Below are 11726 nucleotides of genomic sequence, written 5' to 3'. Positions count from 1 at the left end.
TTGTGCAGTTGTCGCGAGCAGTTGTGGTGTGCGGTTGTGGGTGAACGGGACGGGGATCAGACGGATCCGCCCCTCACACCTTGACCGAGGACACGAAGGCACTCCACGCCTCGGCGGGGAAGGCCAGCTTCGGTCCCTCCGGGATCTTGGTGTCGCCGAGTTCCAGTGCCGCTTCTTCGGTCGACCTCACCATCAGGCACGCCCCGTTGGCGTTGGTGTAGGTGGAGGTCGTCCATGTGTCCAGGTCGCCCAGACGAATTGCCATATTCGCTCCGTAGCCAGATGCGCAGTGTTCGGATTCCGCCAACCTTTACTGATCGTTGGCGTGATCGACGCTACTCGCCGGCCTCATCTTTCGGAGCAGCCATTCACTCGTATGGCGGCATATTCCAAAGGACTCTTCCAGACGGACGTGGCCGGGGTGTACTATCCGGCCCGCCCTGTCGGGAAGAGGCTCAACGGGCGTACTCCCGTGCGTATTCCTTGGCGATGTCCTCGATCAGCTGGCGCGACGCGTCGACGTTGAGCGCCTGTGCCCTCAAGTGCTCGTACATCACGGTGTACTTCTGCACGTCGTGCGCCTTCTCCAGGTACAGGTCGCTGGTGACGCCCTCGATGTAGACGACGCTGGAGTCCGCCGCGTCCGAGAACTCCAGGATGGAGTACTGGCCGCTGAGCCCGGGGTGCGCACCGACGTCGAACGGCAGCACCTGCACGGTGATATGGGGCTGCTGGGACATCTCGACGAGGTACTCCAGCTGCTCGCGCATGATCTGCCGCCCGCCGACGACCCGGCGCAGGGACGCCTCGTCCAGAACCACCCACAGCCGCAGCGGATCCCGTTCCGCGGCGACCCTGCTCTGCCGGCGCAGCCGGACCTCGACGCGCTTGTCGTTCTCCGTCTCGGTCGCCTCGGGTGCGCCACCGCGGACGATGGCCTCGGCGTACGGCCGGGTCTGCAACAGGCCGGTGATGATCTGGGGTTCGTACACCCGCAGCGACTCGGCGTCGGTCTCCAGACCGATGTAGACGCTGTACGGGATGTCCCCGAACGCGTGCCACCAGCCCTGCTGCCGCGAGTCCTTGGCCATCTGCATCAGGGACTCGACGACGCGCTGGTCCTCGACCTCGTAGACCCCGCACAGGTCACGGACGTCACGCTGGCTGATGCTGCGCCGGCCGTTCTCCAGCCGGCTGATCTTCGACTGCGACACCAGCAGGCGTTCGGCGACCTCCTCGGCCGTCATGCCCTTGAGCTCACGGAGCCTGCGCAGCTCCTGGCCCAGCCGGCGCCGCCTGACGGTGGGATTGACATTGGACGCCACGGGACGTGCACCTCCGGCTGCGTGCCTCGTTCTTGACTTTGCGTATCTGCTGTTGAGCAGACTGCCACCAAGGTGCTTATTACCGCTGGGAAACCGCGTATATGCGCTGCGTGCACGTCGGTCGAGGGCAACTTGGCGGGCAGGGCCCGGACATGCGGCCGCGCGGGGCGCCGGAACCCGACGACGTCCGATGTACGGACGGGCGTACGGTTCCGTCGCCCCGCGCGGACCAGCGGCTCCCGGACCGGTCTTGGGGGACTGGCGGTGCGGCGCTGAGTGGTGCGGGTCGTTCGGGTCGTGCTGTCGACGGTGCGTGCCGTGGGACTGCGGCTCAGTGAGCCACGGCGCGCGCCATCGGTCCTCGGCGCGGCTGCATCGGAACGCCGCGAGCGGGTTCCGGTGCGGGCCTTGCGGCTCCCGGTCCGGCCTGACGGCCGGCGGGTGCCGGGCTTCGGCGCGGCTGTGCCGCCACGCCGTTCTGGACGTCCATCACCGCGTGCGCGACGAGACCGCCCATCGGGTCGTGCCTGATGAGGTCCCGCAGCCGGGAGCGCGAGGATCGTCCCTCGTTGCCCGGATACAGGTGCTTGCCGAGGCCGACCGCGTGTGCCAGGGCGGCGAGCGCCGCGGTCCGCGGATCCGGCGGTACGCCGGTGCGGATCGCCGAGTCCAGCCGGGACTTGATCTCCCTGCTGATCTCGTTGTCCGTCGCCTGGTAGCGAGTCGTCGGCAGCACTCCGCACATCTGGCCCGCCACGGCATGCACCATGCCGCACCGCTCCAGATGCGAGAGGTAGGTCTGACGGAGCCCCAGTCGTGGCCCGCCTATCCAGTTCACTGCCCGCACGGGAGCGCCACGCCTTCGCAGCAACTCCAACGCGCAGTCCAAAGTCGGATCTCCGGTCGGCCGTGGGGCTACCACGGCTATACGATCCCCGTCTGGGGCTATCCGTCCGGCCAGCGCCAGCTCTACTAGCTGTGCGCCGGCCAGTCCGAGGTCGAGCGACTGCGGCTGTGCGGTGGTACCCGTGGTCGGGTCCAACGCCAGCAGTAGAAGCTCCTCCGGAAGCGTTCTGCGGCTCCTGCCCATCCATGCCTCCCCGCGTGGATGAAAGACAGGGTGACCCCTCTCACATTGGTCTGTCGAGGGTGCGTGACCTGTTTGTAGTGGAACCAGTAGGTATGTCGTTCTCGTCTACCGCTTGGGACAGCCCCACACACAGGACACTGGTACATGGTTCGGACAGCGTGGTGTGGCGGTTGCCCGGGCGGCGATTCAACGGTTCGGCGTTCGCACGGTGACGGATACCGATCACGTGCGGCACATGAGGAGGCATCGGTGGCGGGCGAGTCCCCCGACAGGTCGAAGCAGCGCGAGTCGTCGGGGGAACCGACGTCGGGGAGCGGGAGTCCGGTTCCCGAGGCGAGGAGTGCGACACCCGACCCCCGGCTCGCGGTGGCACGGGAGTCCGTCTCCCTCGCGGGTGTCGACACCGCCACGAGGATCTTCTCGGTACGAGAACTCCCGAAGGCCCCCGAGGAGGCCTCCGAGGGCCCCGCAGAGGCAGGAGCGGGGGGTTCGGGCGCGGGGAGCCCCGAAAGCGGCGCTCCGGCCCCGGAGGAGGCCCCTGAGCCCTCCGACACCCCGGAGGACCCCGGCGAGCGCGACGCCCGCCTCCGTGCCGCGGTGGCGGCGTGGGTCTCGACGGGAGACACCCCCGAGGAGAACAAGCCCTCGACACCGAAGCCGGACGCGGAGGCGGAGCCCGACGCGGAGCCCGACGACGAGCCGGACACGGACGCGGACGCGGAGACGGACACCGAGCCGGAGACGGACGCGGAGACGGACAGCGAGCCGGAGACGGACGCGGAGACGGACAGCGAGCCGGACGCGGACCCCGCCGACACGGCCGTGGAAGACGCGGTCCCTGCCGACACCGACGAGCCGGACTCCCCAGGGGCGCGGGGAACTGCGCAACCAGCCCCCACCCAGCCGCAGAAAACCGACGACCCCGCCGACAAGGACGCAGAAGACGCGGTCCCTGCCGACACCGACAAGCCGGACTCCCCAGGGGCGCGGGGAACTGCGCAACCAGCCCCCACCCAGCCGCAGAAAACCGACGACCCCGCCGACAAGGCCGACGCGACCGACGACGATCAGTCGCCCGTCGATCAGCCGACCGCCGTCTTCAAGGCCCCCCGGCCCCCCGTGGACCAGCCCACCACCATGCTGAAAATCGGCAAGGCGGAGGCGCCCGAGCCCAAGGCCGAGCCGGAGGCCAAGCCGGAGGTCGAGGCCGAGCGGACGAGCAAGTTCGTCGCGCTGAAGCCGCTGGACGAACCCCGGCCGAAGGCGGACGTGACCGCCGCCGTCCCCCAGGTCGGTCCCGAGCGGACCACACAGCAACCGCTGCCGCCGAAGCCCCCGCTCGACCTGCTGGCCGAGCTGACCAACACCCCGCCGCCCCCGCCCAGCCCCCTTCGCACCGTCGCACGCAGGGTCAAGATCTGGACGCCCCTCGTCCTGCTGCTGGTGATCGTGTTCGCGGTCGTGCAGAACCTGCGCGAACTGCCCGCCCCCGAACTCCGGCTCACCGCCGAGCAGACGTACACCTTCGAGGGCGCCAAGGTGGACATCCCCTGGCCCGCCGAGGGACAGGCCGCACTGGACGTGCAGGGCGTCGGAACGTTCGGCTCGTCCGGTGGCCAGAAGCCCGTGCCGATCGCCAGCGTCGCGAAGGTGATGACCGCGTACATCATCCTGCGCGACCACCCGCTCAAGAGCGGCGCCGACGGCCCGAAGATCAAGATCGACCAGCTGGCCCAGGACCAGGTCACGGCCAAGGACGAGTCCACCGTCCCCGTGACCGCGGGCGACAGCATCACCCAGCGCGAGGCACTCACGGACATCCTGATCGCGTCCGCGAACAACGTCGCGCGACTGCTCGCCCGCTGGGACTCCGGGTCCGAGAAGGCGTTCGTCGCCAAGATGAACGCCACCGCCAAGGACCTCGGCATGACCAACACGACGTACACCGACCCGTCGGGCCTGAACAACACGACGGTGAGCACGGCCGTGGATCAGGTGAAGCTGGCCAAGCAGGCGATGGAGCTGCCCGCCTTCCGCGAGGTCGCAGCCGTGATGTCGTACTACGACTACAAGGGCAACAAGCACAACAACTACAACCGCCTGGTGGGCTACAACAACGTCGTCGGCATCAAGACCGGCACCACCACCTCCGCCCTCGGCAACCTCGTCTTCGCGGCGAAGAAGGACGTGAACGGCGAGACCCACCGGATCGTCGGCGCCGTGGTGCGGCAGCCCGCGGGCGGTGAGGACAACACGATCCTCGCGGGCGCCCTGTACGCGGGCAAACAACTCGTCCTGGCGGCGCAGGGCGCGCTGGAGTCCGCGAAGATCCTCAAGAAGGGCGACGCCGTCGGGTACGTGGACGACGGTCTCGGCGGCCACACCCCCGTCGTGCTCACCAAGGACGTCACCGCGGTCGGCTGGTCCGGCCTGAAGGTGAAGCTGTCCTTCGCCGCCGACGAGGTACCGCACACCGCGAAGGCCGGCACCAAGGTCGGCGCCCTCACCGTCGGTGACGGCGCCGGCGGCGCGGTCGAGGTCCCGGTCACCCTGCAGAAGGATCTGGCCGAACCGGGCTTCACCGACAAGCTGACCCGCGTCGGCTGACCGGAAACGGGACGGACGCACCATGCGGCCCGTCGGCCGGACCCCGCCAGGGTTCCGGCCGGCGGGCCGCGTGCTAGCGTCACGAACCGGGGCAGGTCGCCGCTGGGACGCGGCCGGGACATGAAGACGGGACACCACGGGGAGTGCCTTCAGGTGGCCACTGCGGAGCCGACACGCGCCGACGACACCGACCCCGGGCCGGGTACCGGCCCGCGAATACGCGTGCCCTCGGAACCTGACACCGGGGACGGCGGGCCCCTCCGGGGCAGGGAGCGGGCCAGGGCCGCGCTCCTCGCGCTGCGCGAGCGCCTGCTGCGCCATCCGGTGCTCTCCCTCACCGTGCTCTCCGGCATCCTCCACATCGTCTGGTTCTTCACGTTCGCGAACAGCGGCGGAGACCTCGCGGCGCAGGACGCGTGGGCCGAGTTCGTCGGCCGGCACCCGGACTCCGCATACAACCTGGCCTGGTACGGCGGCATGCACCCGGTGTCGTACAGCATCGTCTCGCCGTATCTGATGTCGGTCCTCGGCGTCCGTACGACGATGATGCTGGCCGGGACCGTCTCGGCCGGGCTGCTGACGCTGGTCCTCATCCGCAGCCGGTCGGTGCGGAACCCGCTGTGGGCCTCGCTGGCGGGTGTGTACGCGTTCCTGTGCAACGCGGCGTCGGGGCGGGTGACCTTCGGGCTCGGCACCATGTTCGCGCTCGGCGCGGTCGCCGTCGTCTTCTGCTGGCCGCACCGGCTGCGCTACAAACGCTGGGCCAAGGCGGCCTGCGCGGCCCCGCTCGCCGCCCTCGCAACCATGGCGTCGCCGGTCGCCGGCCTGTTCGTGGGCCTGGTGGCGGTCGCCCTCTTCCTGCAGAAACGGCGTCCCGGCGCCTGGGCGCTGGGTATCGCGCCCACCGCCGTCGTGGCCCTGTCCGCCTGGCTCTTCCCCTTCTCCGGCACCCAGCCGATGAAGATCGCCTCGGTGCTGCTGCCGCTGGCGTACGGCCTCCTCGTGTACTTCCTCTCGCCGCGCGAGTGGACGACGGTGCGGCTCACGGCCGGGGTGTACAGCCTCTCGGTCGTCCTGGTCTGGCTGGTGAGCTCCCAGATCGGCTCCAACATCTCGCGGCTGCCGATGCTGTTCGCGGGGGTGGCCCTGGTGGCCGCGCTGCCGTTCACGGTGCCGCGCTCCCGCAAGTGGTACGCCGTCGTCGTCTCCTTCCTCGGCTTCGCCACCTGGGTCGGCTTCAAGTCCGTCGACGACGTCGTCCACACGACCCCCACGGCGTCCTGGGCCCGCGAGCTGGCCCCCCTGGTCAACGAACTCCAGGAGGTCGGCGCCGAGAAGGGCCGCGTCGAGGTCGTGCCGGCCGCCTCCCACCGTGAGGCGTCCGCGCTCGCGCCGTACGTCAACCTCGCCCGGGGCTGGAACCGGCAGGCCGACATGGAGCGCAACCCGCTCTTCTACGACGACACCCTGAACTCCGCGAACTACCACGAGTGGCTGCAGCGTTGGGCCGTGCACTTCGTGGTCGTGCCGAAGGACGAGCCCGACGGGGACGGGGGTGAGCGGGAGCGGGAGCTGGTCCAGCGCGGGATGCCGTATCTGAAGCAGATCTGGGGCGACGCGAACTGGCAGCTGTTCCAGGTGACCGACCCGGCGCCGCTCGCCTCGCCGAACACGGTCGTCGACCGGGCCGCGCAGGGCGAGATGACCATGCGGGTGAAAAAGGCCGGGCGCATCCTCATCCGGATCCCGTACTCGCCGTGGCTGTCGATCGTCGACGCGGAGGGCAAGAAGCTGAAGGCTCCGCAGGAGACCGAGGCGTCGAAGAACCGGGAGGACGGGGAGCCGAAGGCCTTCGCCAACGTCAACGGGTGCCTGATGGAGACGCCGGAGGACGCGGACGGCGACAAGTGGACGATGCTGCTCGCGCCCAAGGCGGGGACGTACCGGTTGGCGGCGCCGTACACGGTGCCGCGTGGGACGCCTTGTCCGGATGAGTTGAAGTAGTCGGTCGACTGCGGGTGCGTGGGGCTGGTCGCGCCCTTGAAGGCGGTCAGCGCAGCTGGTCCACGTACTTGTCCGTGCCCGGGATCGTCGGAATGAAAGGCGCCAGCAGCTCCACCCGGCCCGTCGGTGGTTCCTCCGGGTTCGTGAAGTTCTGCTCCCAGCACTCCCTCGGATCCGCCTCCAGGAACCACAGGAGGGTGAGGCGGGTGTCGACGCCCTCGACCTGCTTCACGTAGGTCATCCGGTCGCCGGGGAGAGGGGTGGGGCTGAAGACGGTCACCATCGCCGCCGGGGAGCCGACCAGCCGCTTCGGGAGGTGCCGCGAGACCAGCCACTCCAGCAACTCCCCCCGCTTTTCGGGTGATTCAGCGTCGATCACCTCCAGCACCAGGCCCGTGTATGGGTGGTCCAGGGCGTGGAAGTCCCTCGGGCCCGCCGCGCCGTCCCGGTAGACCGTGGCCTCGTGCTCCTGGAACGCCGTGAAGACGTGGGTGCGGTCGCGGTAGACGCGGCCGTCGCGGTTGAGGCGCTTGTTGATGGCCACCGTCCACTTCATGTGGTCGTCGTAGCGGCCGTCGGTGACCCAGTACGTGGAGAGGTAGCAGCCGGAGGTGGTGGGCTGCGCGACCGCCGACTTCTCGGGGCCGCGCAGGAGTTGGAGGTCACGGGTGGCCACCCAGCGGCGACCGGCGTACATCCAGGGCATGGCCATCGCGCCCGCGTAGTAGTGATCGTCCTCGTACCAGCGGTTGTAGGCGTACTCGTGGCCCGGGTGCGGTTCGACCATGGTGATCAGCGCGTGGCCGGGGCGCACTCCGTAGGGTCCTGCGGCGGCCAGTTCGGCGTACGTCTCGCTGTGGGTCTCCTCGGACATGCCCTTCCCCTTCCTAGGCGCCTCGCCCATACTCTGACGCCCCGTCAGATAATGCGCCAGAGTCAGGGAGGCCGCCGGTATGTCACTGCTCTCCGGAAAGACCGTCATGGTGTCGGGAGTCGGCGCCGGGCTCGGGCATCAGGTCGCCGCCGCCGTCGTACGGGACGGCGGGAACGCGGTGCTCGGTGCCCGGACCGAGGCAAACCTCGCCAAGAGTGCCGCCGAGATCGATCCGGACGGGGCACACACGGCGTACCGGTCGACCGACATCACCGACGAGCAACAGTGCGCGGCGCTCGCGGAGTTGGCGGTGGAGCGGTTCGGGCGGCTGGACGGGGTCGTCCATGTGGCCGCGTGGGACAGCTACTTCGGCGGCTTGGAAGACGCGGACTTCACGACCTGGCAGTCGGTCATCGACGTGAACCTGCTGGGATCGCTGCGGATGACCCGGGCCTGTCTTGCGGGGCTGAAGGCGGCGGGCGGCGGTTCGGTGGTGTTCGTCGGAACGCAGTCGGCCGTCGCCGCCCCCTCGCAGGTGCGGCAGGCCGCGTACGCCGCCTCGAAGGGGGCGCTGACCAGCGCGATGTACTCGCTCGCGCGGGAGCTCGGGCCGTACCGGATCCGGGTCAACACCGTGCTGCCGGGCTGGATGTGGGGGCCGCCGGTGCGGGCGTACGTGCAGTTCACCGCGCACACGGAGGGCGTGCCGGAGGACGAGGTGCTGAAGCGGCTCACCGAACGGATGGCGCTGCCCGACCTCGCGACCGACGGGGACGTGGCGGACGCGACGGTGTTCCTGGCCTCGGACCGGGCCCGGGCGATCACCGGACAGTCGTTGCTGGTCAACGCCGGGGAGCTGATGCGGTGAGTTCATATAGGTGAACCAAGGCCATCATCTCGAATATCTTTACCTCCCCTTGACTCGACGTCAGCTTGTCGTGTCCACGCGGTGGCGCCCACGATGAGCGCTGGCTGATCCCTGGGAGGGCGCATATGAACGGTCTCGACTGGGCCGTGCTCATCGGCTATTTCGGCGTGATGGTCGCGATCGGCGTCTGGTCGCACAAGCGCGTCGACGACGTCAGCGACTTCTTCACCGCCGGCGGCAAGATGCCGTGGTGGCTGTCCGGCATCTCGCACCACATGTCGGGCTACAGCGCGGTGATGTTCACCGGGTACGCGGGCATCGCCTACACCTACGGCGTGACGTCCTTCGTGACGTGGTCCTTCCCCATCGCCCTCGGCGTCGCCATCGGCTCGAAACTCTTCGCACCGCGCATCAACCGGCTGCGCTCACGGCTCCACGTGGCCTCCCCGCTCGAATACCTGAAGAACCGCTACGACCTGAAGACCCAGCAGGCCCTGGCCTGGTCCGGCATGCTTCTGAAGATCGTGGACGTGGGCGCCAAGTGGGCGGCGATCGCGACCCTGTTGTCGGTGTTCACCGGCATCTCGCTCAACCAGGGCATCCTCATCACCGGCGGCATCACGGCCGTCTACTGCACGATCGGTGGCCTGTGGGCCGACGCGCTCACGGAGTTGGGCCAGTTCGTCATCCAACTCCTCGCCGGGATCGCGATGTTCATCGCCGTGGTCATGAAGCTCAACGACAAGGGCATCGGCTTCTTCGGCGCCTGGGACGAGCCGGAGCTCCAGGGCCACGGTGAGCCACTGGTCGGGCCGTACGGAACGGTCTTCCTGCTCGCCTTCCTCTTCATCAAGCTCTTCGAGTACAACGGCGGCATGCTCAACCAGGCCCAGCGCTACATGGCCACGGCCAACGCGCACCAGGCCGAACGCTCGGCACGCCTCTCCGCGGTCCTGTGGCTGGTGTGGCCGGTCGTCCTGTTCTTCCCCATGTGGATGTCGCCGCTGCTGGTCCAGTCGCAGAAGCCGGACGGCTCCGACTCCTACGGCCTGATGACCGAACAGCTGCTGCCGCACGGCCTGTTGGGCCTCGTCATCGTCGGCTTCTTCTCGCACACCATGGCCATGTGCTCCTCCGACGCCAACGCGATCGCGGCCGTCTTCACCCGGGACTGCGCACCGGTGATCTGGCGCAGGGCGCGCAGCTGGAGCCAGGGGCAGGGACTGCGGGTCGCCCGCATCACGACGGTGGCCTTCCTCGGCCTGTCGATGGCCGCGGCCACCCAGGTCAACTCCCCCACCTTCAAGGACATCATCACGGTGGTCATCAGGTGGGTGGCCGGGCTGATGGGCCCGATGGCCATCCCGATGATGCTCGGCCTGCTCCGCCCGTTCCGCAGGTCCGGCCCCACGGCCGCGCTCACCAGCTGGTCGATGGGCCTGCTCGCCTTCTGGCTGGTCAACTACCCGATCAGCTGGAACGTCAAGGGCGGGGTCCCGCTCCAGTACCAGGTCTCGATCCCGCTGGCCGTCTCCCTCGTCCTCTACATCCTGATCGGCTTCATCAAGCCCGAGGACACCCCGGAACGGCTCGCGATCATCGAGAAGATCAACACGGACGGGGACGGAGAGGGGACGGCAGCCGCGCCGATCCCGACTCCGGCGGACGGTGTGGACGACGTGATCGGCTCGGGCGTGAAGGACTAGGCCCTCGACGCAGACCCTCGACTCAGGTCCTCGGCTCAGGCCCTCGACTCAGGCCCTCGGATACCTCGCGAGCCATCCCGGGGACGCTCCCACCGGACCGTGCAGCGCGGGTCCCTGGGTCATCTCCATCGCGAAGTCGTCGGCGAGTTCCAGCAGAGTGGGACGGCCCTCCAGCTCGGCCAGCCAGGCCGGCGGGAGGGCCGTCTCGCCGTGCAGGGCCCCGAGGAGACCGCCGGTGAGGGCGCCCGCGGCGGCCGAGGGCCCGTCGTGGTTCACGGCGAGGCACAGGCCGTGCCGTACGTCCTCCCCGACCAGCGCGCAGTACACGGCGGCGGACAGCAGCCCGTCCGCCGAACCGTCGGCCGCCAGTTCCTCCACCCGCGCCGGGGTGGGCATCCCCTGCCGTACGGCACCCAGCGCGTGCTGGAGCGCGTCCGACACGGGCTCGTGCCCGGGCCGCGCGGCGAGCAGCGCGAGCGCCCGCTGCACCGCCCCGTCCAGGCTGTCCCCGAGGGACAGGGCGTGCACGATCACGGCGTACGCGCCCGCCGACAGATAGGCGACGGGGTGCCCGTGGGTCTGCGCGGCGCACTCCACGGCCAGCTGTACGACGAGCTGCGGCTCCCATCCGACGAGCAGCCCGAAGGGCGCGGACCGGGCCGTGGCCTCGGGGCCGAGCTCGGCGGGGTTCTTGGGCGACTCCAGGGTGCCCATGGTGTCGTCGCCGAACCCGAGGAGCAGGGACCTGGTCGGGTCGCGGCGGGCGTACAGCCACTCCTCCCGGGCCAGCCACCCGTCGTCCTTCCGGCGTTCGTCGGGCCCCCAGTCGCGCTGTGTGGCGGCCCACCGCAGATACGCCTTGTGCAGGTCGGTGGGCGGATGCCAGGCGCCGGTGTCCCGTCGCACCTGGGCCCGTATCAGCCCGTCCACGCTGAAGAGGGTGAGCTGGGTGAGATGACTGACGGCGCCGCGTCTGCCGTACCCGAACCCGAGGTCGACGAGCCCCTCGGCGCCGTACGCCTCGCGTATCTCGTCCAGCCCGAGCCCGTCGATCGGCGCGCCCAGCGCGTCGCCCACGGCCACCCCGAGGAGCGTCCCGCGCACCCGGCTGCGGAAGTCCTGTTGCTCGGCCCGCCCCCAGACGACGGCCCCGGTTGTCGCACCCACTCTGACCTCCCCGTGGCGACCGTCCGTATGTACGACGCCCTGCACTGTAATCGACGGGCAGGGGGAGGTTCAGGGGGCGTGTGGG

Annotated in this window: 9 protein-coding genes; 4 read left to right on the top strand and 5 right to left on the bottom strand. The window is 69.6% G+C overall.

The features are described 5' to 3' along the window. Window positions 1–73: 73 nt before the first annotated feature. From ACFYRX_RS31070 to ACFYRX_RS31060, 3 genes are all read right to left on the bottom strand, one after another. Entirely contained in the window at window positions 74–265 is a 192-nt protein-coding gene (locus ACFYRX_RS31070; protein ID WP_389106735.1) for a DUF397 domain-containing protein, read from the bottom strand. 190 nt (window positions 266–455) lie between these two features. Further along, window positions 456–1325, bottom strand: coding sequence for a helix-turn-helix domain-containing protein (locus tag ACFYRX_RS31065; protein ID WP_389106733.1), 870 nt, complete (start codon window positions 1323–1325; stop codon window positions 456–458). A 331-nt stretch (window positions 1326–1656) separates the two neighbouring features. Then, the gene (locus ACFYRX_RS31060; RefSeq protein ID WP_389106730.1) at window positions 1657–2415 is read right to left on the bottom strand and encodes a GPP34 family phosphoprotein; all 759 of its coding nucleotides are present in this window, start codon (window positions 2413–2415) and stop codon (window positions 1657–1659) included. Window positions 2416–2664: 249 nt separating this feature from the next. Between ACFYRX_RS31060 and ACFYRX_RS31055 the strand changes: the two genes are divergently transcribed. Together ACFYRX_RS31055 and ACFYRX_RS31050 are read left to right on the top strand one after the other, a co-directional pair. Then, window positions 2665–5022, top strand: a complete 2358-nt coding sequence (locus ACFYRX_RS31055) for a D-alanyl-D-alanine carboxypeptidase (protein WP_389106728.1) — start codon at window positions 2665–2667, stop codon at window positions 5020–5022. Between the two features lie 153 nt (window positions 5023–5175). Beyond that, a complete protein-coding gene (locus ACFYRX_RS31050) occupies window positions 5176–7026 on the top strand; it encodes an MFS transporter (protein WP_389106726.1) in 1851 nt (616 codons plus the stop codon). 46 nt (window positions 7027–7072) lie between these two features. On the opposite strand, the gene ACFYRX_RS31045 is transcribed toward ACFYRX_RS31050, so the two are convergent. Then, window positions 7073–7900 carry a hypothetical protein gene (locus ACFYRX_RS31045; RefSeq protein ID WP_389106723.1) on the bottom strand — a complete coding sequence of 276 codons (828 nt, stop codon included), beginning with the start codon at window positions 7898–7900 and terminating at the stop codon, window positions 7073–7075. 79 nt (window positions 7901–7979) lie between these two features. Between ACFYRX_RS31045 and ACFYRX_RS31040 the strand changes: the two genes are divergently transcribed. Then, on the top strand, window positions 7980–8768 hold the full coding sequence (locus tag ACFYRX_RS31040) for an SDR family oxidoreductase (protein WP_389106720.1): 789 nt from the start codon (window positions 7980–7982) through the stop codon (window positions 8766–8768). A gap of 125 nt (window positions 8769–8893) precedes the next feature. Continuing rightward, the gene (locus ACFYRX_RS31035) at window positions 8894–10474 is read left to right on the top strand and encodes a sodium:solute symporter family protein (protein WP_389106717.1); all 1581 of its coding nucleotides are present in this window, start codon (window positions 8894–8896) and stop codon (window positions 10472–10474) included. 48 nt (window positions 10475–10522) lie between these two features. Here ACFYRX_RS31035 and ACFYRX_RS31030 read toward each other — a convergent pair whose 3' ends face one another. Beyond that, complete coding sequence (locus ACFYRX_RS31030) at window positions 10523–11641, bottom strand: ADP-ribosylglycohydrolase family protein (RefSeq protein WP_389106714.1); 1119 nt, start codon at window positions 11639–11641, stop codon at window positions 10523–10525. Window positions 11642–11726: the final 85 nt, after the last annotated feature.

The organism is Streptomyces sp. NPDC005374 (genome assembly GCF_042872225.1).
Lineage (GTDB): Bacteria > Actinomycetota > Actinomycetes > Streptomycetales > Streptomycetaceae > Streptomyces.
Note: the sequence above shows the minus strand (reverse complement) of the source record. Positions and strands in the feature narration are given on the sequence as shown.